Origin of the sequence: Rhizobium vallis (genome assembly GCF_003985155.1) — a bacterium.
GTDB classification, from domain to species: domain Bacteria; phylum Pseudomonadota; class Alphaproteobacteria; order Rhizobiales; family Rhizobiaceae; genus Rhizobium; species Rhizobium vallis.
Genome location: NZ_ML133691.1, coordinates 357,343 through 381,650, shown reverse-complemented (window position 1 = coordinate 381,650; position 24,308 = coordinate 357,343). Strand labels below are relative to the sequence as shown.

General features: G+C 57.2%; 20 protein-coding genes. 15 read left to right on the top strand and 5 right to left on the bottom strand.

Translation table 11 applies throughout. The annotated features are described in order from the left end of the window. A partial coding sequence (locus tag EFQ99_RS19665; protein WP_155403616.1) for an integrase core domain-containing protein occupies positions 1-98 on the top strand: 98 nt, incomplete at its 5' end. Here EFQ99_RS19665 and EFQ99_RS19660 read toward each other — a convergent pair. The 4 genes from EFQ99_RS19660 to EFQ99_RS19645 all read right to left on the bottom strand — a co-directional run bounded on the left by EFQ99_RS19660 (position 89) and on the right by EFQ99_RS19645 (position 4,130). Further along, positions 89-1,372: a DUF3422 domain-containing protein gene (locus EFQ99_RS19660; protein ID WP_126922779.1), complete on the bottom strand. Its 1,284-nt coding sequence runs from the start codon at positions 1,370-1,372 to the stop codon at positions 89-91. The genes EFQ99_RS19665 and EFQ99_RS19660 overlap by 10 nt on opposite strands. Positions 1,373-1,494: 122 nt before the next feature. Next, complete coding sequence (gene otnI, locus EFQ99_RS19655) at positions 1,495-2,262, bottom strand: 2-oxo-tetronate isomerase (RefSeq protein ID WP_126922777.1); 768 nt, start codon at positions 2,260-2,262, stop codon at positions 1,495-1,497. Positions 2,263-2,650: 388 nt separating this feature from the next. After that, entirely contained in the window at positions 2,651-3,625 is a 975-nt protein-coding gene (locus EFQ99_RS19650) for an acetamidase/formamidase family protein (protein WP_126922775.1), read from the bottom strand. Positions 3,626-3,680: 55 nt separating this feature from the next. Then, positions 3,681-4,130 (bottom strand): nuclear transport factor 2 family protein, encoded by a 450-nt coding sequence (locus EFQ99_RS19645; RefSeq protein ID WP_126922774.1) that lies wholly within the window; start codon positions 4,128-4,130, stop codon positions 3,681-3,683. A gap of 402 nt (positions 4,131-4,532) precedes the next feature. Here EFQ99_RS19645 and EFQ99_RS19640 point away from each other — a divergent pair, with 402 nt between their 5' ends. The 6 genes from EFQ99_RS19640 to otnC all read left to right on the top strand — a co-directional run bounded on the left by EFQ99_RS19640 (position 4,533) and on the right by otnC (position 10,548). Continuing rightward, on the top strand, positions 4,533-5,534 hold the full coding sequence (locus EFQ99_RS19640) for a LacI family DNA-binding transcriptional regulator (protein WP_425376280.1): 1,002 nt from the start codon (positions 4,533-4,535) through the stop codon (positions 5,532-5,534). A gap of 366 nt (positions 5,535-5,900) precedes the next feature. Further along, complete coding sequence (locus EFQ99_RS19635; protein ID WP_126922772.1) at positions 5,901-7,028, top strand: S-(hydroxymethyl)glutathione dehydrogenase/class III alcohol dehydrogenase; 1,128 nt, start codon at positions 5,901-5,903, stop codon at positions 7,026-7,028. Between the two features lie 3 nt (positions 7,029-7,031). Further along, the gene (gene fghA, locus EFQ99_RS19630) at positions 7,032-7,874 is read left to right on the top strand and encodes an S-formylglutathione hydrolase (protein ID WP_126922770.1); all 843 of its coding nucleotides are present in this window, start codon (positions 7,032-7,034) and stop codon (positions 7,872-7,874) included. 54 nt (positions 7,875-7,928) lie between these two features. After that, positions 7,929-8,501 (top strand): S-(hydroxymethyl)glutathione synthase, encoded by a 573-nt coding sequence (gfa, locus tag EFQ99_RS19625; RefSeq protein WP_126922768.1) that lies wholly within the window; start codon positions 7,929-7,931, stop codon positions 8,499-8,501. 137 nt (positions 8,502-8,638) lie between these two features. Further along, positions 8,639-9,904: a 3-oxo-tetronate kinase gene (gene otnK / locus EFQ99_RS19620; RefSeq protein WP_126922766.1), complete on the top strand. Its 1,266-nt coding sequence runs from the start codon at positions 8,639-8,641 to the stop codon at positions 9,902-9,904. Then, the gene (gene otnC, locus EFQ99_RS19615) at positions 9,901-10,548 is read left to right on the top strand and encodes a 3-oxo-tetronate 4-phosphate decarboxylase (protein WP_126922764.1); all 648 of its coding nucleotides are present in this window, start codon (positions 9,901-9,903) and stop codon (positions 10,546-10,548) included. Before otnK ends, otnC begins: the two co-directional genes overlap by 4 nt. Positions 10,549-10,955: 407 nt before the next feature. Here otnC and denD read toward each other — a convergent pair whose 3' ends face one another. Further along, positions 10,956-11,942 carry a D-erythronate dehydrogenase gene (denD, locus tag EFQ99_RS19610; RefSeq protein WP_126922762.1) on the bottom strand — a complete coding sequence of 329 codons (987 nt, stop codon included), beginning with the start codon at positions 11,940-11,942 and terminating at the stop codon, positions 10,956-10,958. A 163-nt stretch (positions 11,943-12,105) separates the two neighbouring features. On the opposite strand from denD, the gene EFQ99_RS19605 reads away from it, so the two are divergent. The 8 genes from EFQ99_RS19605 to ltnD all read left to right on the top strand — a co-directional run bounded on the left by EFQ99_RS19605 (position 12,106) and on the right by ltnD (position 24,232). Next, positions 12,106-13,509, top strand: a complete 1,404-nt coding sequence (locus EFQ99_RS19605; RefSeq protein WP_245441540.1) for an ABC transporter substrate-binding protein — start codon at positions 12,106-12,108, stop codon at positions 13,507-13,509. A 66-nt stretch (positions 13,510-13,575) separates the two neighbouring features. Further along, the gene (locus tag EFQ99_RS19600) at positions 13,576-15,078 is read left to right on the top strand and encodes a sugar ABC transporter ATP-binding protein (protein ID WP_342635417.1); all 1,503 of its coding nucleotides are present in this window, start codon (positions 13,576-13,578) and stop codon (positions 15,076-15,078) included. A 29-nt stretch (positions 15,079-15,107) separates the two neighbouring features. Beyond that, positions 15,108-16,049: an ABC transporter permease gene (locus EFQ99_RS19595; RefSeq protein WP_245441539.1), complete on the top strand. Its 942-nt coding sequence runs from the start codon at positions 15,108-15,110 to the stop codon at positions 16,047-16,049. Next, the gene (locus EFQ99_RS19590) at positions 16,046-17,023 is read left to right on the top strand and encodes an ABC transporter permease (protein WP_126922759.1); all 978 of its coding nucleotides are present in this window, start codon (positions 16,046-16,048) and stop codon (positions 17,021-17,023) included. The genes EFQ99_RS19595 and EFQ99_RS19590 overlap by 4 nt, the downstream gene beginning before the upstream one ends. 3 nt (positions 17,024-17,026) lie before the next feature. Then, on the top strand, positions 17,027-18,103 hold the full coding sequence (locus tag EFQ99_RS19585) for a Gfo/Idh/MocA family protein (RefSeq protein ID WP_126922757.1): 1,077 nt from the start codon (positions 17,027-17,029) through the stop codon (positions 18,101-18,103). Between the two features lie 184 nt (positions 18,104-18,287). Beyond that, a complete protein-coding gene (locus EFQ99_RS19580) occupies positions 18,288-19,418 on the top strand; it encodes a Gfo/Idh/MocA family protein (protein WP_126922755.1) in 1,131 nt (376 codons plus the stop codon). Positions 19,419-19,594: 176 nt separating this feature from the next. Then, positions 19,595-23,002, top strand: coding sequence for a molybdopterin-dependent oxidoreductase (locus EFQ99_RS19575; RefSeq protein ID WP_164736412.1), 3,408 nt, complete (start codon positions 19,595-19,597; stop codon positions 23,000-23,002). Between the two features lie 300 nt (positions 23,003-23,302). Continuing rightward, positions 23,303-24,232 carry an L-threonate dehydrogenase gene (gene ltnD / locus EFQ99_RS19570; protein ID WP_164736411.1) on the top strand — a complete coding sequence of 310 codons (930 nt, stop codon included), beginning with the start codon at positions 23,303-23,305 and terminating at the stop codon, positions 24,230-24,232. The last annotated feature ends 76 nt before the right edge of the window (positions 24,233-24,308 follow it).

Here is a 24,308-nt window from a genome sequence, read left to right as displayed (position 1 = left end):
TGCCGTTCTGGTTCGAGCATTACAACAATCTTCACCCGCACAGTGCTTTAGGATATCAATCGCCGCGCGAGTTCATCAGCTCGCAATCTCAAACCTGAGCATGTCCGGTCTTTTGGGGGCAACTCCAGGTTATTCCAACAGTTCCCATGACCACTGGAATAGCAACAAGCATAATCACGGGATCGACGTGGAAGCCTGCGTGGTCAGCTGTCTCATGTACAAGCTTGAGCAAGCTCATTAGATAGTAGCTGATCGCGATGATCGAAAAGCCTTCGACCGCACGCTGGATCTTGACCTGTGTCGCCGCTCGGTCGGCCATTGCCTGGATCTGTGTAGCGTTCTGGAATTCAATCTCCACCTGAATACGGGTCTGTAGCAGATCGAGCAGGTGCATCGTCGCTCTGGATAGGTGCTCGAGCCGTGAGACAGTTGCCTCGCAAGTACGGATCGCCGGCTTGAATCGTCGTTCGACGAAAGTGCCGAAACGTTGGAAACCAGGGACATGAGTTTCCCGTAAGAGAGCAATTCTCTCTTCAACGATTTTGGCGTAGGCAGCGGTTGCCCCGAACCTGTTTCTGGTTTCAGCGGTGGCCGAGATAATATGCGATGAAAGAACAGTGATCTCATCAAGCAACTGCTTGTGTTGATTTGCAGGAGTACTCAAGTTGCGATTGGTCAGCTGAAGGAGCTGCGCATCATATTCGCCGAGAAGCGGCGCAAGGCGTCGCGCCTCCGGCAATCCGAGCAGCGCCATTGATCTGTAGGTTTCAATCTCAAAGATACGACGTACCATGCGCCCCAGGCGATGCGCATTCAGATCCTTGTTGAATAAGATGATCCTACTTGAATTGTCCGGTCTGACCCGGAAATCGGAGCAGACTTGCGCCGACCCACCACCAATCGAGGACGCCGCGGTATCGCCGAAATCGAAGGATTTCAGCGCCGGTCCCAACTCGCCAGGAGGGTTCCCGAGGACAAGGATACTGACGTGGCAAACAAGGCGAGGAGTTTTCAATCCCGCTAGCCGCGCAAAATCGCCCTCCCCGAGATCAGGTTCGGGCCAACGCTCGGGCTCCGAATTTAATTTCCGCAAGCGCGTGACTGTGACGAACTCAGTATGCCGTTCGACCCTGACTGAAAAATCACCATCGACTTCTAAGCTATCATGGAATTCTGTGATCGTCGCATTGATCGTTAGGAAAGCAACGTGCTCGACGATTGCCAGTCCGGCGAAATAGATGGACGGTCGAGCATGGAGTTCAGCGTTGAAATCTGTCGAAAGTCCTGCAGAGGCAGAACTGGAGACCTTATGGGCAGTAGCAAGCGCTTTTGCCAAACCGCTCCTTTCAAGCTTTTTCGAGTCAAGCGTCATTTTTTCTCCCAACCGATGACCCCTCGTGGAACGTAATCCTCGTGATGGCCTAACGGCCTGCTGATCGAATGACGCCGACGTGCTTCGGTGAATCACGGCGAGGCGGCGGAATCGGTGTGCACCTAAACTAGCTGCAACCAGCCTAACCCGTCTTCAGTTTTCGCCATCGGACGGTACTCACAGCCGACAAAGCCACAATAGCCGATTGCATCAATTTCTCTGAAGATCAGTAGATCGTTCAATTCTCCCGTTGTTGGCTCATGGCGCCAAGGAACTGATGCAGTTTGTATGTGACCAATCACGGGGGCCAAGTTCCGCAGCGCTGTAATTACATCGCCATGCATGATTTGCCGATGGTAGATATCGAACTGAAGCCTCACATTTGGATGACCGAGGTTATGAATCAGGTCAACGGTCCGGTCAAAGTCATTGAGAAAATATCCTGGCATGTCACGCCTGTTGATTGGCTCGATCACCAATCCGATCCCAATGGCGCCGGTAGCGTCCGCTGCGTGTTTCAGATTATCAAGATATGTCGCCATAGCCTCCGGTTGATCTGATGGAGCAAGCCCAGCCATCATGTGAAGCAATGGAGTGCCGATAATGGAGGCGTAGGCCACAGCTTGGGCAAGGCTCTTTTTAAACTCTGCGCTACGTTCGGGAAGGCTTGCGAGCCCACGGTCACCTGCAGCCCAGTCGCCAGGCGGCATGTTGAAGAGCGCTTGATTGACAGACGCAGCAGCGAGTTTTTCGGCGATCAGCTGTGGCGGATAATCGTAGGGAAACAAGTACTCAACTGCGCTAAAACCCGCATCCGCTGCGGCCTTGAATCGCTCGAGGAACGGCAGCTCGTTAAACATCAATGTTAGATTTGCTGCAAACTTCGGCATCACGTCCTCTCCGGTTGAGTCATGCACTGCGATCGAAGGCCGGCGATCGGCGCAAGAAATCGTGACACGACGCTGGCATCACGGCATCCCATGCCGACGGATTCGATTATTGTTACTTTGGTCGTAGCGCAAAAACACCTTCGACGAATACCGGCTGCACCGTCCCTTCCGAAAAGACACTTAAGCTTGGTATGCCAACGATGACACCAGATCGGCGTAAGGTGTGATTCCGACGGCCATGATCAGCCCGGTACCAATAAGTAACCGGGCTGACCATGCGACCAACGTCCGCGCCCATATGGGCGCGGAGTACGTTGCACAAGAACTCGAGGTGTCAAACGGCCCGCCGTCTTCGATTGACACTCGGTGCTCTTCTGAACAACGGCGGTCAGCGTTTGATTGGCTTTAGTGAAGCTTTCGGGAACTGGACTCCAACGCAACCCTTAGTCTTTTCGCTGAGGTACGTGCAGTAGACGCGCACCTGCACACCGGGGTTGCCGTTGAAGTGCGTGATCACTTCCTGAGGGTCCATTCCATGGTCTTCGACAAGCCAGTCGAGCAACCAAAGGTGGGCTTGCCTTACCGCGTCCTCCCAAGGCCGCTGCGATGCCAACTGAATCAGGTGCGTCGGCGTTTCAATGCGAACGAAGGGCGGCTGCTTACCCTTAATCACGCTACATGCGAGCGTGACTTCAGCCTCGCATTCGTTGGCCGAACCTGCGAACTCGGTGGCCTGGCTCGCCTGGACATCGCCGGCGTAGAGTAGCGCGCCTTTATGCGCAACGGGGTAATAGATCTTGTGACCCTTCTTGATGTCGGTGGCATCGAGATTTCCCCCGTATCGACTCTGCATTGTGAATGTGTCGTACCCTTGTTCAGGTCTACGGGGAGCGACGCCCAGACATCCGATATGTGGCTCCAGATTCCAGACCGCGCCGTTGCTCACGTGACCTGTGCCGTCTGAGGTCGTCCCGCTTGCCCCGACGCGATGCTCGACAAGCTCCGTAAACGGGACTGATAGTTCGGAATATTTCGACCCAAGGAGTACGCCTGCGCCACCCTGGTTGCCGATAAAGCCCGTTGCTGCAGGAATGATTTCGAGCACATCGACGACAAGCGTGTCGCCCGGTTCTGCGCCCTCCACGAAGACCGGCCCTGCGGCAGGGTTGGATAAGCCGTCGGTAAAGATCTTGCCGAGCGTTGCTTCATCCAGGTGATCGTCTTTGCTGCGGATGTGGCCATTGAGCGCATCGCGCGTCTCCAACACAAACGGCTCTCCCTGAGCAACCGTGATTTGTGGCTCCCTGATCGCGAACTCGTAGGATGTCGCGTCCTCGCGACGCACTCGTTTGGGTGTACTCATAGCTCAATTCCTCCATTGCAGTATGCTATCGTTAGGTTGGAAATCTCGCTTGAATTCAGGATGGGGGCTGGATGATTTTCCAATACGAGTCCTTGTGGCAGATGAAGCCGGCATCATCCAATTGCATCACGTCGCAACCCTGCACCTCGATACGGTCGCCGTCCACCGAGTTTCCGGTAAGCACCCAGCGCGAAACCCCGAGTTTGCCCTTTGCCCAGTGCTCGTCGCGGCCATAGTGCATGTCAGGAAGCCAGCCGAACCGATACGACAAGATCTCGCGAACTGCGGCTTGTCCTTCGTAGCGGTTACCCCATATCTCCGGTCCTCGGGGCGTCTCGAGGACGCAGTCGTCGGAGAAGTATTCCATGATCCGATCGACATCGTGTTTGTTGAACGCGTCGAGGAAGTCACGAAGGTCCTCGTCCTGCCATTCGCCAGAGCGGATGGGGCTGCGGCGAGATTCGCTGGCGCTCGATGAAGTCTTATTAACATTTGTCTCTGTCATGCAATCATCCTCGTGTTTATCCGCACGTCCGCCACGACGACCAGGCGGAGCAGATACTAATTGAGATCTTTCTGAGAGTGACGGATGCTGGCTCCCGGGGGCCTTCCTTGGCCGGAGGTACAAAGCCCACATTCATCACTCTGCTACGCGACTGGTAAAAGTAGATGCAACCATAAGTACAAATCCGGCAGCAACTGTTACTCCGTCATCCAAGGCCGTTGAAGCCAGCCTCGTCACCGTGATATTCCGTCGAACTGCCGTTGCCCGGCGGCCTCAGTGAAAATCTATCTCAGCGCTAACACAAAATACTTGCGTGGGGCAAGGGAAAAATGTTAGCGCTGAGATAATTCGAGGTCGTCGTGGTTGCGCCGCAAATCGAACAGCATTTGTGAATGAGGTTGAATGATCATGTCATCCCCGACACTCGCCGACGTGGCAAGCCTGGCTGATGTCAGTGAGAACACAGTCTCACGGGTCATCCGCGACAAGGGTTACATCGCGCCCGCAACCAGGAAGCGCGTCAACGAAGCTATCCGAAAACTCGGTTATGTTCCCAATCGCGCCGCTGGCTCCCTTGCATCCTCATCTTCAGCGATCATCGGAGTCATTCTTCCATCAATGTCTAACATTGTGTTTCCTGAAGTTCTTCGCGGAATCCACGCTGGTCTTGCCGGCACGCATTATCAGCCAATGATCGGCGTCACAGACTACGACCTTAAGAAGGAAGAGTCGCTTATTTCATCCTTGCTCGCCTGGAAGCCAGCGGCCATCATTACCACCGGTTGTGAACACACAGCCGCCGCTCGTCGGATGCTGAAGAACAGCACGGTGCGGGTCGGGGAACTCATGGATATCGACCATCGCCCGATCGACTTGGCGGTGGGTCTGTCTCATCTTGAGGCTGGGCGGTCGGCCGCAAGGCACTTGATCGGACGTGGATATGCGAAGATTGGCTATGTGGGGCACGATTGGAACGCCGACAAGCGTGCGCACGCTCGTTACCTCGGCCTCGTTGAGGGGTTGCGACAGGCAGGTTTAGTTCTGAGCGAAGAAAATCGAACTAATGGCCCAAGCTCCACACTTGCGGGCAAGGCTGCGCTAGCCGAGTTGCTCAGTCGAGCCAAGACAATCGATGCCGTGGTGTTCTCGAACGATGACATGGCAGTCGGCGGATATATGCACTGCATGGCGGCAGAAATCGCAGTTCCGGAAACATTAGCTCTCTTCGGATTTAACGGGTTGGAAATAGGGCAGACACTCCCCAAGCCGCTTTCCACGATATTGTCCAACCGTTTTGCCATCGGGAAGACGGCAGTGGAGTTGCTGCTGGCTAACTCAGAGCGGAATAAGAAGCCTCAGATTGTCGATACAGGTTTCTCCATACTTGAAGGATCGACCGCATGAGGTTGCGTTTTAGAACATCTGGCAGGTGTTCCTCGCGAACACTCATGCACCAAGAAGACCAGCGAGCATACCGTCGGATCAGAGCAAAGCACCTCAGCAATCCGCGGGTTTCCTATCGACTCGCTTGTGCCCCTTTGGCGCTGCGAATGGGTCTGGAAGCCGGGCGCTCAAGGGACGCCGAACTCAAAGTCACCGATCTAGGAGATAGCAGGCGACGAAGCCTCTCCGAGACAGGTTAGGAGACGAAAGCGCGGGCATACGCAGTGACGGCTGACGTGAGTATTTTAGAAGGCGCTGACTGGACTGAGAAACGCCGCCGAATGAGGCGCCGATAGCAATCCTAATGCACATTAAAAGGAGATCATCTTGGACATTCGTGCCGCAGTCGCCGTTCAGGCAGGAAAACCTCTTGAAGTCATGACCGTGCAACTCGACGGCCCGAAGGCCGGCGAAGTGCTGATCGAGGTCAAGGCGACGGGCATTTGCCACACCGACGATTTCACCCTCTCGGGCGCCGATCCGGAAGGCCTTTTCCCCGCCATTCTCGGCCATGAGGGCGCCGGCATCGTCGTCGACGTCGGCCCGGGCGTCACTTCGGTCAAGAAGGGCGACCACGTCATTCCGCTTTACACGCCGGAATGCCGCGAGTGCTATTCCTGCACCTCGCGCAAGACCAATCTCTGCACCGCCATCCGCGCCACCCAAGGCCAGGGCGTGATGCCGGACGGCACCTCGCGCTTTTCGATCGGCAAGGACAAGATCCATCACTATATGGGCTGCTCGACCTTCGCCAATTACACGGTGCTGCCGGAGATCGCGCTCGCCAAGATCAACCCCGACGCGCCCTTCGACAAGGTCTGCTACATCGGCTGCGGCGTCACCACCGGCATCGGCGCCGTCATCAACACGGCCAAGGTGGAAATCGGCGCCACGGCGATCGTCTTCGGTCTCGGCGGCATCGGTCTGAACGTCATCCAGGGCCTGCGCCTTGCTGGCGCCGACATGATCATCGGCGTCGACATCAACCCGGATCGCAAGGCCTGGGGCGAGAAGTTCGGCATGACGCATTTCGTCAATCCGAAGGACGTCGGCGACGACATCGTTCCCTATCTGGTCAACATGACCAAGCGCGGCGGCGACCTGATCGGCGGCGCCGACTACACCTTCGACTGCACCGGCAACACCAAAGTCATGCGCCAGGCGCTTGAAGCCTCCCATCGCGGCTGGGGCAAATCCATTGTCATTGGTGTTGCCGGTGCGGGGCAGGAAATCTCGACCCGTCCATTCCAACTCGTCACCGGTCGCTCCTGGATGGGCACGGCCTTCGGCGGTGCGCGCGGCCGCACCGATGTTCCGAAGATCGTCGACTGGTACATGCAGGGCAAGATCCAGATCGACCCGATGATCACCCACACCATGCCGCTCGAAGACATCAACAAGGGCTTCGAGCTGATGCATAAGGGTGAAAGCATCCGCGGCGTGGTCATGTACTGAGCCATGAAGACGATCTCGACCGATAAGTCTTACGGCGGCACTCAGGGCGTCTACGTCGAGCGCTCCGAGGCTTGCGACTGCGACATGACCTTCGCGGTGTTCGTGCCGCCGCAGGCCGCCGAGCGCAATCTGCCGGTGCTGTGGTATCTGTCCGGCCTGACCTGCACACATGCCAATGTCATGGACAAGGGCGAGTATCGGCGGCTTGCCGCCGAACTCGGTCTTGTCATCGTCTGCCCGGACACCAGCCCCCGCGGCGATCATGTTCCCGATGAAGCCGACAACTGGCAGTTCGGCAAGGGGGCGGGCTTCTACGTCGACGCCACCCAGCCGCCCTATGCAGCGAATTATCGCATGTACAGCTACATCGTCGATGAACTGCCGAAGCTGATCGCGGCCGAGTTCCCGGTCGATATGGATCGCCAGGGGATCTTCGGCCACTCGATGGGCGGACATGGCGCGATCACCATCGCGCTCAAGAACCCGGACCGCTTCCAGAGCTGTTCGGCCTTCGCGCCGATCAGCCATCCCTCGGTTTCCGGCTGGTCGATGCCGGCGTTCCGGAAATATCTCGGAGCCGACGAAAAGACCTGGCGGGCCTATGACGCCTGCTCGCTGATCGAGGACGGGCATCGTTTCCCCGAACTGCTCGTCGACCAGGGGACCGCCGACAGCTTCCTGGAGGATGGATTGCGTCCCGGCGAACTCAATCAGGCTTGCGAGGCGGCTGGTATCGACCTCCAGCTTCGTATGCAGGAAGGCTACGGCCATTCCTACTTCTTCATTTCGACATTCATGGAGGACCATCTGCGCTGGCATGCGCAGAGGCTGGGAGATCGGAAATAACGCAGAGCTCGGCCGGGCATAACGCAAACGGCCAGGGAGGAAGGGAGTGAAGCAATGAGCAGCATAGCCATTCATCCGGCAGTGGATTCAGGCTTTCGAGCGACTGACGCTGCTTTCGCGGGCGGGACGCTCGTGTGCAAATGCGCGAGCAATCCGGTCAAGGTCAGGATCAAGGGCGACATCGCCCACAACCACGCCTGCGGCTGCACCAAGTGCTGGAAGCCCGAGGGCGCTGTCTTTTCGGTCGTGGCGGTTGCGCCGACCGAAAGCGTCGAAGTGCTGGAGAACGGCGACAAGCTCGCCGTCGTCGATCCCGCTGCCCTGATCCAGCGCCATGCCTGCAAGGAGTGCGGCGTGCATATGTACGGTCCGGTCGAGCGCGAACATCCGTTCCAGGGATTGTCCTTCGTACATCCGGAACGCTTCCAGGAAGGCGGCTGGGCAAAGCCGACCTTTGCGGCCTTCGTCTCCTCGATCATCGAAAGTGGCTTCGAACCCGCCAAAATGGACGCCGTCCGGGCGCAGTTGAAGGCATCCGGCCTCGAGCCCTATGACTGCCTTTCGCCCGGCTTGATGGACTATATCGCGACCTGGACGGCCAAGAAGAGCGGCGTTCTCGCCGCCTAAGACAAATACGGCGCCGGGCGACTATGTTTCGGCCCGGCGCCTGGTATCACATTCATTGCGAATTATGATGGCGAACTGCAGCTGTTCGGCGGCCGGGTGACGGCTGCCGCAATATTCATCACAAAAGGAAACAATCGATGCTGTTCGGCGCGATCGCTGATGACCTGACGGGTGCAACAGACCTATCCCTAACGCTCTCGCGCGAAGGGATGAGGACGATACAAACAGTCGGTGTACCCACCTCAGATTTGGATTTGAAGGAGTACGACGCTGTTGTTGTCGCACTGAAGTCCCGGACAAACCCTGCTGCCGAAGCAGTCTCAATGTCGCTAGCCGCATTGGAATGGTTGCAGGCGGCTGGAGCCAAGCAAGTGCTCTTTAAGTATTGTTCGACGTTCGACTCGACGCCGCATGGCAACATCGGTCCGGTTACTGACGCACTTTTCAGTAGAATGAAAGCGGATCTCACCGTTGTCTGCCCGGCCTTCCCGGCAAACCGAAGAACGGTTTACATGGGAAACCTGTTCGTTGCAGATAAATTGCTATCGGAAAGCCCGATGCGTAATCATCCCTTGACGCCTATGCTGGATTCATCCTTGGTAAGGCTCATGTCGGCGCAGTCTAAACTTAAAGTCGGTCTCATCCCCTATGAAGACGTTGCCGGAGGTGTGGAAGTCCTATCTCGTGCCTACGCTTCTGCCCGCAGCAAAGGCACCCAGGTGCTGGTTGTTGATGCTATCTCGGATAGCGATCTGAGAGTAATTGGCGAGTCGCTGGCGGATTTCCCGTTAATCACAGGCGGGTCGGGCATAGCAATCGGACTGCCAGATAATTTCCGTCGACGTGGTTTGCTGAGAGACTTCGGAACGGCTAAAGCCTTCACCGCTCCGAGTGGTCGGGCAGCAATTCTGGCGGGGTCTTGTTCCGAAGCAACGAGATTGCAGATCAAGACTGCCCTTGCGGCGGGTGTCCCAGGCCTGAAGGTTGAGCCGAGGGATATTGTCAGTGGGGCAACATCGGTGGACAAGGTCGTGGATTGGGTCTTGGCACAAAATGTAGCAGGGCCACTTGTCTATTCGAGCGCTGAACCGAATGAAGTGCGGGCCTCTCAGCTCGCGTTAGGGCGAGAACATTCTGGTGAGGTCATTGAGCAGTTCCTCGCGCGGACTTCCGTGGAGTTGCGGAAGCGTGGCGTACGCAAGCTAATTGTTGCGGGTGGCGAAACGTCTGGAGCGGTGGTTAGTGCCCTCGCGCCACCTGCTCTCCACGTAGGGTCGGAAATTGATCCTGGTGTGCCTTGGACGCTGACAGTCGGTCAGACCGAAGCGATGGCGTTGGCTCTAAAATCCGGCAACTTCGGTTCACCTGATTTCTTCATCAAGGCTTGGGATTTCCTGAAATGACCGAAATCTTGTCAGAAGAGACACGTTTGCGCGATGAGATTGTGTCGATCGGCCGCTCGCTATTTGATCGTTGCTATACACACGGTTCAACCGGAAATATCAGTGCCAGACTGTCGAATGGAGAAATCCTGATGACGCCAACTGATGCATCGCTTGGCAATCTTGAGGGATCTACGCTCTCTAAATTCTCTGCAGACGGTGTACACATTGGTGGGGCCAAGCCAACCAAAGAGGCGTTCCTGCATCAATGCATGTATTGCGAACGCATTGAGGCAAGCGCGGTGGTTCATTTGCATTCGACGAACGCTGTCGCTGTAAGCGTAATCGATGGTCTTGATCCTGAGGACCTGCTTCCGCCACTCACTGCGTACTACGTCATGCGCGTGGGAAAGCTGCCTTTAGCCCCGTATTTCCCACCAGGTGACTTAGCATTGGCGGAAGCGGTGCGGGAAAGGGCGAAGAGCAGTGCAGCAATTCTACTTGCCAACCACGGACCCGTAGTTGCGGGCAAAACGCTCAGAGATGCGCAACATGCAACTGAGGAACTAGAAGAGACGGCAAAGCTGTTCTTAATGCTGAGATCAGAAAAAATCAGGCCACTCACGCCAATGCAGCGAAACAATTTGTTGCAGCGAAAAAACTGATCTGGGCCTCACGCGACGAGCAGTAGAAGGGGAAAGCTTGTTCCGCGCGCTCCGGCGCATTCGAGTGGCGCCGGCAGTGATGAGACTTCGCAATAAGCTCTTTCAGAGCGCCCACTATAGGGGCCCCCCGATGGCCTTTAAGCCGGGCGGGGCGTAAAGCCGCCTTCCATCGCGTGATTGGAGCGGGTGCTGTTTGCCAGTGCGCTCAAGCGCAAGATTAATAAGCGATCTCAACAACAAGCTCAGTCCGCTTCACGATCGGTCTCCATCGCTCAGGCGACATCGCGTCTAGCGGCGGACTGGCCGAGGCCATAGCGACCGGCCCGCAATGGCCGGTGCGCTCATGCGTCTATCGCCCCATCATGTTCGCTCGACCACGATGGAACGATGGATGCGCTTGCTTCAAGTCAGTTAAGCGTGCCCCCTAATTCGTCGGCAATGTGCGCTTGGATAATCTCGTCCATGGATTCTTCTGCCCGAAAACCCAAATTCTTTGCGCGTTCGGCGGAAAATGCCCTTGGCCAAGACGAAACAATTCTGAGGATCGCAGGGTCGGGGACCTCTTTGATCAAATCGGTGGCCCGGGTTCCGGCAATACGACGCAGGGCTTCAATTTGCTCACCTACGGACGCCGAAACACCTGGCAAATTCAGGCTCCTGCGAGCGCCGAGCGGCGCAAGGTCGATCGTAGCTGCATGGAGTAACGCACCGACCGCTGAGCGTGGGCTGGCGAACCAATGACGCAATTCTCTTGGAACTGGCAGGATTGCTTCCTGCCCGATCAATGGTTCGCGTATGATGCTCGAGTAGAAACCAGATGCTGCCTTGTTTGGCTTGCCCGGCCGAACGCAAATGGTCGGCAATCGAAGAGCGATACCATCAAGGAAGCCGCGTCTCGAATAATCCGATAAAAGCAGTTCGCCGATTGCCTTTTGTGTTCCGTAGCACGACAAGGGCGCCAAAACAAAATCATCTGGAATTTCGTCCGGCAGCGGAACTCCGAAGACCGCGAGGGAAGATGTAAAAACTACCTTCGGGCAGTACGGTTCTGTGTCGCTTTGAAGTCGAATGGCCTCCAGCAGAGATCGCGTCCCGTCTAGATTGATGAGGTAACCCTTCTCAAAGTCAGCTTCCGCATCACTCGAAACGATAGCAGCAAGATGGAAAATGACGTCTGGACGGCTGGCGATCAGACGTTTCGCCGCGCCGTCGGTTGACAGATCAGCTGTAACGCACACCTGCTCCACTTCCGAAAAAGTGTCGACTTGAGGCGCCACGATATCGACTAGGGTGAGCCGTGATACACTTCGTGTTCCTATCGAACGATCGCTAAGAATTTTTCGAGCCAGCTTTTTCCCTATCATCCCAGCTGCGCCTATGATCATGACCTGCATAAGATTCTCCTTTCCTTCCAAGACGTTTCGGTTGTTCGACGTCGCACATCTCGTTCCTTGATCCGGTCTGACGAAGCTCTCAATGCGGACGACTTTTGAGGCGGTGTTCTAGGCATCGACCGGACTCGCCACGTCGGAATCCGCCTCGGGGAGAGGAGGTGGCATGACCATTATCTCGCTCAGAAATGTTCCTAAATTCACGGCACAACCTCGCTGCCCCAAATTTATCTCAGCGCTAACATTTTTTTCTTGCTTCGGGCAAGTACTTTATGTTAGCGCTGAGATAGATTTTAACGGAGGCCACTGGATATCAGCAGATAGAGGTAAAATCGCCGTCTTCAGGCTCAGTATAGTTGGCCCTGATGGTGGCAAGTTCATCATTGCAGCTATGTGTTATGCTTTGCGGCTAATCCGCTCAAACAAGCAAGCACATGGCAGAATGATGGATGGCAAGTTTGGCGACGTCCGGCCGTTACAAGGGGTAACCCGATCGGCGCAGGATGTCTTGGAACCTTTGGAACATGGTGCTCAAGACTGGGAGAAAGTCATGAAGAAACTATTGATTGGAACGGCCTTCGCGGGCTTGTTGATGGGAGTTACAAGCGCCCACGCCGGTTACAAAATCGGAGTCTCAAACTCTGTGCAGGGCAACGGCTGGCGCGAAGAGATGGTTTGCGCGATGAAAGCCGAAGCGCTCGCTTCAGGCAAAGTCAGCTCGTTGAACATCGCTCATCGCAACACCGATGCAGCAGGTCAGCTCGAAGACATCCGCAACCTGATCCAGGCAGGCGTCAACGCCATCGTCGTCAATCCGGCTAATGCCGAAGGCGTCAATGCCGCCATCAAGGAAGCGACCGATAAGGGCATTGTGGTGGTCGCCGTCGATCAGGCCGTCACGGAGCCGTCCGCATATATTCTCTCCAACAACCAGGAGCAGTATGCCTATCTCGGCGCCAAATGGCTGTTCGAAAAACTTGGCGGGAAAGGTGCAGTGGTTTACATGCGGGGCGCTGCCGGCGCGGGTGCTGACAATGACCGCGATAAAGGCTTCAAGCGCGCGCTCGCTGAATTCCCGGGCATCACGGTTGCCAAGGAAGTATTTACGGGCTGGCAGCAGGATCAGGGCAAGCAGCAGATGAACGATATCATCGCTTCTGGCATGAAGTTCGATGGCGTTTGGACCTCAGGTGTCGACAATGTGATCGTTGATGCGTTCACCGAGTCCGGTACGCCACTGGTTCCGATCGTGGGTGCCGACACAGCCGGCTTCGTTTCGCAGTTGACCACGGTACAAGATCTCAAGGGTGCAGCGGTCACTAATCCGGGCTCGGTCGGTGGTGCTGGAGTCGCTCTCGCAATCCAAATCCTCGACGGCAAAAAGCCCGCTAATAAGACCGTGTTGGTAGACCCTGTTGTTTGGGATAACACGACCGATGAGGGCAAGGCATTGATAGCTGCCGCCCAAAGCCCGAACCTCAGCCCCGAATGGCCTGTGAGCGTCTCGATCCCGGGCTGGACGCACTACTCGATGGAGCAAATCATCGCGTGTAAAGGTCCCGGCGAGTGATTGGGCGGGGCTTCCGGTAAGGCCGGAAGCCCCATTTCTATTCCACAGTTGCACGTAGAGATCCTAATGATGACAGCCGATGTCCAAACACCGGTCCTTGATGCAGCCTCCGTCTCCAAACACTTCGGCGCCGTCATAGCGCTTCGCGATGCATCGCTCCGCGTTAACCGCGGAGAGGTGGTCGCGCTGATGGGGGCGAACGGCGCGGGTAAGTCGACCTTCGTCAAAATTCTGACCGGCGCGTTGAAGCCTGACGGCGGCCATGTTCGTATACATGGGCGTGAGGCGCATGTAGGGTCTCCTGCAGAAGCGCGACGATCTGGCCTGGTGCCGGTCTATCAGGAACCATCCCTCATCCCAGATCTGACTGTGGGAGATAACCTGCGCCTCTGCAACATTTCCGCTGAACCGTTCCAGCATTGGGTGCGAGAACTTGGCATTATCGACCTCGATCTCGGGGAGACTATCAAGAATTTGCCGCTCGCGACGTTGCGCATTCTCGATCTCGCCCGCGCAATCGCGAGCAAGCCGGACGTTCTTCTCCTTGACGAAATGACTGCCGCTTTACCGTCCAATCTTGTCGAGCGTGTTTTGAAGGTTGTCCGCCAGCAGGCCGACAACGGATGTGCGATCATCTACATCTCACACCGGTTCGCCGAGATAGCGGGCATCTGCGATCGAACCACGATCCTGCGCGATGGCGCCACTGTAGGAGATCTCGCGATCGTGCCAGGTGTGGAAGAGCGTGCTGTTGAGCTAATGCTTGGCGCCGCTATCAGCGCCGCTGTGTTCGAAGCACGTGAGACAAGAAAAGCCGCGGAGGACAAAATCCCTCGCCTGCGCGTGCGCAATCTTGGAACCGGCGCCCGACTCGAAGACGTCTCGCTTGACCTTCACAAAGGTGAGGTACTTGGCGTTGTCGCCTTGGAAGGGCAGGGGCAGGACGAACTATTCGATGCGCTTTCTGGCAACAGGCGAGCCGCTAAGGGGACAATTGAAGTCGACGGCAGCCAGGTGTCATTCCATCACCCGGCGGACGCGATCGCTTTGGGTATAGGCTTGGTACCTGGCGATCGTGCGCATGCACTGGCCATGTCCCGGTCGGTGCGGGAAAACATCGCCATCCCTCAGTTCGCGCGCTTCAGAAAATGGGGGCCGGTCGCAATGGGTGATGAGACCCGACGCGTCGGCCCGGCCGTTGAGCGGATGCAGATCGACATGCGCGCGCAGGGCGAAGTACGTCGACTGTCGGGTGGCAATCAGCAGAAGGTAACGATCGCGCGCTGGATAGCCAGCGGAATTGAAACGCTTCTTCTGTTCGACCCGTCGCGTGGCATCGATGTGCGAACGAAGCGTCAGATTTACGATCTCGTGCGTGAGTTGGCATCGCAAGGAACATCGGTTCTCTACTACACATCGGAACTTGGCGAGATCCAGGCTGCCTGCGACCGTGCCGTGGTGATATTCAATGGACGCGTGGTCGATATCATTAGCGCGGCAGAGGCCACGGAAGCGAACCTCCTCCGTGCGGCCCATGGACTTGGTGAAAAAGCGGCGGTGCACGCATGAATCGACTTGTTTCTAGACATGGATGGGTCATGGGACTCGTCGTAATGCTGCTGGTACTTGCAGCCCTCGCCAAACTCCTTCAGGCCGATTTCGGCTTCTCCGGGCTCGAGTCGCTAGCCCGCGCCGCGCTGCCGTTCGCCTTCGCGACGGCCGGTATGGCAATCGTCATCATCGCCGGAGGCATAGATCTCTCAATCGCTGCCGTGATGGCGGTGGTAAGTGTGACTGCGGCCGTTCTGATGACCGGTACCAACGAGACCGAAGCGGTTCTCGTAGTCGTTTTCGTGTTGGTTCTCGGGCTTGCCATGGGCGCTTTGAACGGCGCGCTTATTGTCGTAACGCGCGTGCCCGATATCGTGGTGACACTTGCCATGCTTTTCGTTTGGCAAGGCGTAGCCCTCCTTATCCTAAATGCTCCAGGTGGAGCTGCCGCGTCCTGGCTTCGGAGTCTCATTGTAGGCGGCACGACCCTACCCGGCGTGTCTCCGGGGCTGACGGGGTGGTTGCCGAAGGCAATCGTATTCCTCATCGTTTGCGTTGCCGTCATCTGGATTCCCATTCGGCGCTCGAAGCTGGGCCTCATGCTCTATTCCATCGGCAGTGACAGAGTGGCTGCCTTTAGATCGGGCGTACCGGTAGGATGGGTACGCATCGCAGCTTACGCGCTTGCCGGCCTTTTCGCGGCACTCGGCGGACTTGCGGTCACAATGAGCACAGGGATAGGCGAGCCGATCCCCGGCCCATATCTACTTGCGAGCGTGGCGGCAGTAGTTTTGGGGGGCGTGGTTCTCGGCGGCGGCCGTGGGAGCATTCTTGGACCAATCCTTGCAGTGTTCGTACTGCGATTGGTTCGACTTGATCTCACTTTGCTCGCCGTTGATCCAAACGTGACAGTCATCATCGAAGGGATAATCATGGTAGTCGTTGTAATGATCGGCGCCGTGCTCATGACAAGGACGGCGAGACAATGAGCAACTCAATGGCGCAAGCGCCGACATTGGTAAATTTCAAGCGCGTATTGGCTGGCAACCCACTCATTCCTCTGCTCGCGCTCCTCATGGGGCTGATTGGTCTCCTCGAGCTTATGCAGCCCGGTATCGTGAATCCGCTCTGGCTAGGCAATACCGTCAGATTTGCCATCCCACTTGCGATGCTTGCTGCTTGCCAGACACTCACGATGCTCACCGGAGGCATAGATCTATCAGCAGGTACCGTTGCAACGATCTCGGCATTCGTCACCGCCACGCTCACACCACAGATCGGTGTCCCGGCGGCCATCACCGTGGCCCTGCTTTGCGCGGTGCTCGTCGGGTTGCTCAGTGGCTTCGGAATCGCCGTTTGCCGAGTGCATCCGCTGATCATGACGCTTGGCACAGGCCTTATTGGCGTTGGATGCTTGCTCGTTTATCAGCGATATGTAATTTCGAGCGGCACACTCATTCCGGTGTTCCTGGCTTGGCTTGGAACCGGACGTACTTGGGGCGTGCCGAACGCATTGGCGCTCTTCGTGCCCTTTGCTGCACTGTTGATCTGGGGCCAGCGCCGGACCGGTTTCGGAAGGCTCCTTTATGCGGTCGGCGCCAATGAAGAGGCAGCGCGCCTCTCGGGTGTCAGAGTGTGGCAGGTGCATCTTGCTCTCTACGCGCTCTCGGCGTTCATCGCGGGACTCACCGGTCTCCTGTATCTCGGTGTCGTGAAAACGGCATCGCTCTCACTTGCCTTGCCGCTGGATCTTCCGTCGGTCGCTGCAGCTGTGGTGGGCGGAACCTCTATTTTTGGCGGACGTGGGGGTTATGGCGGCACCATCGTCGGCGCGCTGATACTCGCGGTGCTTGCCACCATGCTCACCATGTTACAGATGCCTGAGGGCGCGCGGCGCATCATATTCGGGCTCATCATCCTGCTAGTCACCGCCATTTACGTGCGCGCGACGGATAGGGGGTAGGCCATGGCAAAACTGAGAGTCGCCGGTATCAGTTTCGATCACATGCATATGGGCGATCTCTTACGCCTGGTGCATGGAAACGCCGACACCGAAATTGTCGGGATCTTTGATCCCGATCGCAACAAGATGGTGAGCGCCATCGAGAACTTCTCGATTTCGGAGGATCGGATCTTCGCCGATTTCGACGCCTGCATGAAGGAGGCAAAACCAGACCTTGCAATTCTTTGCGTGGCTACCGCTGAGCATGCGAATTACACGGAGCGCCTAGCTGCTTACGGGGTCCACGTCGTTGTCGAAAAACCATTTGCAGCTTCGACCGCGGACGCAAGACGGATGATCGCGGCGGTCAAGCCAACCGGCAAACTCCTGGCGATCAACTGGCCACTTGCTTGGGTCGAAAGTCATATGACGGCTAAACGCCTTATTGATCAAGGCGTGATCGGCACGTTGAACGAAGTGCATTTCTATGATGGCAATCGCGGGCCGCTCTATCATCTGGCGGATAAGGTCGAAGTTACTAGAGAAGAAGTCGATCAACAGAAACCCACATCGTGGTGGTACAAGAAGGATTCAGGCGGCGGCTCCCTGCTTGACTACTTGGGATACGGCGCAACGCTCGGCACTTGGTACATGAACGGAGAGGCGCCTTTGGAAGTAACGTCTACGATCGACGTGACCCAAAACGTCGAAGTCGACCAGCACTCGATCACGGTTTGTCGATATGCACGCGGGCTGTCCAAGATGGAAACACGATGGGGTACATTCACCGATCCTTGGACCATACAACCGCAGCCATCTTGCGGATTCGTGTTTGTTGGCTCCGACGGGACCATCGCCAGCCAAGATTATGCCGATCACGTAACGGTGCAGACACGTGCGCAGCCAAAACCGACGAAGGTGCCCGCCGAGCCGCTGCCTGTACGCCGCCGCAACGTTATCGAGTATGTTGCGGGTTGTATCCGCAGAGGCGAGCCGATCACTGGGCCACTCGATCCGGAATTATGCCTGATTGCCCAACGCATCGTCGACACAGCCGCCCGATCAGCGCAAGAGAAACGCACTCTGGCCTTGCTGTCATAAACGGACGCGCTTTTGGCAGACGCTCCGCCGTTGTCGGCCATGGCGCCATGAATGGGAATCGATGTTTGCGACCTGCAGGAACACCTATGCGAAACAATTTGTCGTTGAGCACGACAACCCATCAGATCTCGTGCGCCTGGCGACGCGATCGATTTAAACCATCAAGGCGCTCTGAGGTGGCACAATGAAAAAGGAATATGGGGTTGGCATCGTCGGTTGCGGAGACATATCAGAAGCCTATTTCAGGCTGATCCCTCTTTACCGAAATCTGAAGGTTGTTGCCTGTACCGACATCAACATGGCCACGGCAAAGTCACGGGCCGAGAAGTTCGGTGTCGATGCGCTGGAAATTGAAGCACTGCTCGCCAGTCCCGCCGTAGACGTGGTTCTCAATTTGACGATCCCGTCGGCACATTATCCTGTCTCCAAGCAGGCTCTTGAAGCCGGCAAGCATGTTTATTCGGAAAAACCCTTCGTGCTGACAGTTAAGCAGGGCGAGGACCTGCGCAGCATCGCCAATGCGAGGAATTTGCGTATCGGTTCTGCGCCCGATACTTATCTTGGTGGATCACACCAACTTGCCCGCAGCCTAATTGATGCTGGCAAGATTGGAGAAATTACGTCTGGTACGGCCCACGTGCTCGGGCCGGGCATGGAAATGTGGCACCCGAACCCGGATTTCTTCTTCCAGCCCGGTGGCGGCCCAATTCTCGATCTTGGCCCCTATTACGTCACCAACCTCGTCAACTTAATAGGCCCGGTGAAGCGCGTCGTCGCCCTTGGCAACAAGGCTAGGGACGAGCGCGTCATTGGCAGTGGCCAGCGACGCGGCGAGAAAGTGCCGGTTAGCGTTATGACCAACGTGAATGCCATTCTCGAATTCGTCACAGGTGCGCAAGTAGCTCTGATGGCTAGTTGGGATGTCTGGGCAAGTCGTCATGAGAACATGGAGCTCTATGGCACGAAGGGTTCGATATTTCTTCCCGATTCCAACTATTTCGGTGGGCCAATTGAGTTGGCTGGCGAAGACCGCTCGCCCAGGGTTGAAGAGTGGGATCACCCGCTGACGGCTACGAATTATGAATTTAGCTGGGGCACGCTGGCGAACTATCGCGGCGCGGGCCTCGCGGACATGATGGATGGCATCGACACTGGTCGCGATCACCGCTGCTCGCTCGACCGAGCGCTGCATACGATCGATATCCTGACCTCGATTCTCCTGGCTGCCGAGGAGGGCAGGGCGATCGATATTAGCACGACGTGCACTCGGCCGCCGGCGTTCGGGGTCGAGGAGGCGCGATCGCTGATGCGTTGACGGATGTTGATCGCACGGCAACAGCGAAAGCGGGAGGAGTGATGGTACAGGCCGCATGCACCCCGTCGGTCGAGTTCGGTCGGTACTCTTTTAGGATTCCTTCGTTCGTGCCAATACCACGCCCACCGCGTGCGCCTAGTTCGCGCTGAACCCGAACAGATTTATTGGAGATGGCAATGACTGAACAGATTGCTGGCTGGTGTGCTCTTTGCAAATCGCGCTGCGGCGCGACGTTTACCGTAAGTGACGGCAAGCTCATAGGAGCGGGTCCGCTCCCCGAACACCCGACGGGCAAATCGCTTTGCGTGAAAGGCAAGGCCGCTCCCGAAATCCTCTACAGCCCGGATCGGCTTCTCTACCCGCAGCGTCGAACCAAGCCAAAGACCGGAGGAGATCCTGGGTGGGTCCGTATTACTTGGGAAGAGGCATATCGTGAAATCGGCGAACGGCTGCGCGACATTCGACATCGCCATGGCCCGGAGGCCCTGTCGTTCGCAACAACGACACCGAGCGGCACAAGCATTAGCGATGGCGACGACTGGATCGACCGCCTGATCCGCTTGACGACGCCCAACTGGATTTGCTCGCAGGAGGTTTGCAACTGGCACAGGGACAGCACCCATCAGTTGACCGTCGGCACCTCGGTGCCATACCCTGATTGGGCGCGCACGGATCTGGTGGTCCTTTGGGGCTTCAACCCAAGCTCCGTGTGGCTCGACCAAGCCACTCAAGTGGCGGCCGCAAGGGCGCGGGGAGCGAAAGTGCTGGTGGTTGACCCGCGCCGTTTCGGTTTTGCCATCGGAGCCGACCATTGGCTGCGCGTCCGTCCTGGATCAGACGGGATTCTGATGCTTGGGATGATCCGACACATCTTGGAGACGGAGCAGTACGACAAGGCTTTCATCCAGCGCTGGAGCAATGGCGCATTTCTCGTCAGAAAAGATACCGGCAGATTCCTGCGGGGCCGTGATATCGACGCGGACGCTCCTCCAGACAGCTATGTGGTCAGTAGCGAAGCCGGTCTTCAGTTCGTCACAAAGAACGACGAGGCGGACGGAGAAAAGCTCCTCGGAGCGAATCTCGCTAGCTCGATCGTCGTCGACGGGCGCAACGGTGCAATCGAATGTCGTACGTCCTTCGAACATTTCCGCGCAGCCGCCTGCGCTCGCACGCTGGAGGGGGTCTCGGCAGCTACCTGGGTGCCTGTCGAAGACATCATCGCTGCCGCAAATACCTTGGGCCAGTCAAAGAGCGCCGCCTACTATACATGGACGGGTCTCTGTCAGCACGCAACCGCGACCCAAACCGACCGAGCCCTCGCCAGCTTAATGTCTCTGAAGGGCTGCTACGACACCCCTGGCGGCAATGTCCTGCTTCCGAGCCAACCGGTAAACAAGATTCACGGCGACCACCTGCTGGACCCTGAACTGCTGCGTAAAACAGTTGGGATAGACGAGCGACCGCTGGGTCCACCGGGCGTCGGGCGCGTCGTAGCCCATGACTTCTATTCCGCCGTTCTGGACAGCAAACCTTACAAGGTTCGCGCACTGGTAGACTTCGGTTTAAATCTCGCGGTCTCCCATGGGGATTCATCGCGCGGCCGCGACGCGTTGGCCGCGCTCGACTTCTATGTCCACTGCGATATCTTCGAAAATCCGAGCTCACGATTTGCCGACATTCTCCTGCCTGTCAACACCTTCTATGAACGGGACGCGATGCGCGTAGGCTTCACCTCCGGCCTGGCGGCAGAGGAGCATATTCAATATCGACCCAAGCTGGTCGAGCCGGCCGGGGAAACACGGTCGGATGCAGAGATCGCGTTTGCGATTGCCGATGAGCTCGGCTTACGCGAACAATTCTTTGGCGGAAGCATCGATGCGGGACGCCAATATATCCTTCAGCCGTTGGGAATTGATCTCGAGGAATTGAAGAAGACGCCAGGCGGCATACGCCGTCCGTTAGAGCAGCGATATAGGAAATATGCCGAAGTCGCCGACGGCTCGGTAACTGGTTTCAAAACCGAAACCGGGCTCGTCGAGCTATATAGCGAAGTCCTTGCGAGAGAAAACGACCCCCCGGTTCCGGACTTCTTGGAGAGCGATCTGCCCGGTAACGAGGAGTACCCGTTTGCACTGACCACCGCGAAAACGGTCTATTATTGCCACTCGCAGCACCGAAATATCCCCTCACTTCGAAAGCGCGAGCCGGATCCATCAGTCTTTCTCGCTCCGGAAACGGCGGACGAGCTGCTGCTTGAGGAGGGCGACTGGGCGAACGTCGTAACGGCCAAAGGCTGGATCACGATGCGCGTCAAGCACGACAAGAGCCTCCATCCGAGGGTCGTACGAGCGTCCTACGGCTGGTGGCAGGCCAACCGTGAAATGTCTCTTCCCGGCTATGACCCGTTCACCAACGGCGGCTCGAATTACAATATGCTTCTCGACAGCACGAGACTGGACCGCGTCTCCGGCAGCTCGCCTCATCGCTCCCTCTCCTGCAACGTGGTGGCCGTGAACCCGCGACCCAAGCACCTTCATGGCTGGCGTGGCTTCAGGGACATGCAAGTCGTTCGGACCCAACGTGTCGCCGACGAGGTCACCGCCATTTGGATACAGGCCTCGGACGGTGGTGTCCTGCCCGACTATCAGCCGGGTCAGCATATTACCGTTCAGACGGACGATCCCAATTCGGGCGAACAGCTAATCCGATGCTATTCTCTAGTCGGTTCCGCTGTCGAAGAGGGACGCAAGACGTACCAGATCGCCGTCCGCTTTGTTCCGAGACCTCACAACCGGCCCGACCTGCCCGACGGTCGAATGTCGTCAGTGATGAACCGACATCTTTCCGTCGACCATAAAATTCAGGTTCAGGCTCCGAGCGGACGCTTCGTCATTCCGGCCGAATCTGCTCGACCTATCGTGCTTGTCGCTGGCGGTATCGGCATCACCCCGATGATCTGTTATCTGGAAACGATCGCGACCCTTGCTCAGCAGCCACGCGTTCACTTGGTCTACGCGAACAGATCGCGGGAGACGGAAGCATTCGCTGATCGGCTAACCGAACTCAAGGCGAGAATTCCCTCTCTGACGATCACCCGCGTATGGGAAGCAGGTGAAGGCGAATTACCTTATGGCGTGCGAGTTGGATTCGCGAGCGTCACGGATATTCTCGTGGACGATCTCAAGGAGGCCCCAGAGGTCTTTTTCTGCGGCCCTCCGCCGATGACGGCTGCACTGCGCAAGGCGCTCATCGAAGCGGGAGATTCAAGCGAACTTGTTCTCGAGGAGGCCTTCACCGCAGTTCAGGGGGATGTTTCGAAGCTGCCGGAAGGCCCGTTCAAGATTACCTTCGCGAAATCGGATAAGACCGTTATCTGGAAGCGGGAAAACGGCTCCCTGCTCGAACTCGCGGAAGCGCAGGGTATCAAGATCACCAACGGGTGCCGTGCAGGTCAGTGCGAATCGTGCGAGGTGCGCATTCTGGGCGGCGAATGCACGCACCGCATTGAGGTTAATCATGACGGCGGCGAGACCTGCTTGGCATGCCAGGCCGTGCCGACGGCGGACCTTCTCATCGACGCATAGACACCGAGGTCCCAACCCACTCGTCGCTTCTCTCCAGAAATGGTCAGCACGGCGCCATGAGCAACGGTTTGATAATCCTTCGCCGGTGCGAGTTCACGCTGGCGACGGTCGCAATGAACAACCTCGTCTCCTCCAGGTGATCGGTCACCTCAAAATTTTCGTGAACAGCGTTTGCATGCGAGGACACTGGTTGTAGGTTGCACGTCGTCGCTTTCTGGCGGGCGGAGACGGTCGATCGCCACAAAAGTCCTGGCGCCGCTTGCCAGGGGATAACACACTGGATCGTTCAAGGATAACCCTATGACAATCATTCCTGCACACGCAAAAGCGCCCAAGGTGGCGTTCGTAGTCGGTCTTGGCTCCATGGGCATGGGAATGGCCCTTTCGCTCAAGAACGCCGGTCTCGATGTAATCGGCATCGACATTTCCACTGAGGCCGCTTCACGCTTCGCTGAATCCGGGGGCCGCGTTGCCTCGAGCGTCAAAGACGCTGCGAAAGAGGCCGACATCGTCGTATCCGTGGTCGTAAATGCGGCACAGACCGAAAGCGTTCTATTCGGCGCGAGTGGGATCGCCGAGTTCATGCGTCCCGATTCTGTGTTTATCTCTTCGGCGACTATGGACCCGGCCGCCGCCCGCAAGCTTGCGCAGCAGGTCGAGGCGAGGGGCGTTCACTACCTCGACGCACCCATCTCGGGAGGGGCAGTGCGCGCCGCAAATGGCCAACTGACAATCATGGCTTCTGGATCGGAAGCTGCCTTCAACGCGGCGCGCCCCGCACTCGATGCCATGGCTGCAAAGGTTTACGAACTCGGCGATTCCGCTGGGGCCGGCGCGGCCTTCAAGATGATCAACCAACTGCTCGCCGGTGTTCACATTGCCGCCGCCTGTGAGGCGATTTCGCTCGCCGCAAAACTCGGTCTCGACCTCGACAAGGTCTATGAGGTGATCACTGCATCCGCCGGCAATTCCTGGATGTTCGAAAACCGTATCCCGCATGTGCTTGCCGGCGATTATGCGCCCCTCAGCGCCATCGATATTTTCGTCAAGGATCTCGGCATCATCCAGGATATGGCGCGTACTGAGCGTTATCCGGTGCCGGTGAGTGCGGCAGCGCTGCAAATGTATCTCGCGGCCAGTGGTGCCGGCATGGGTCGAGACGACGATGCCTCGCTCGCCCGACTATATGCCCAACTTTCTGGTGTAGCGCTCCCCGAAAAGACCAAGTGAGGTATGGGAAGTTCGCCCGGGCTGCGGGCGAGTTAGTGCGCGCCCCCGAGATAGGTATCGGGTGTCGAGCCGAGAC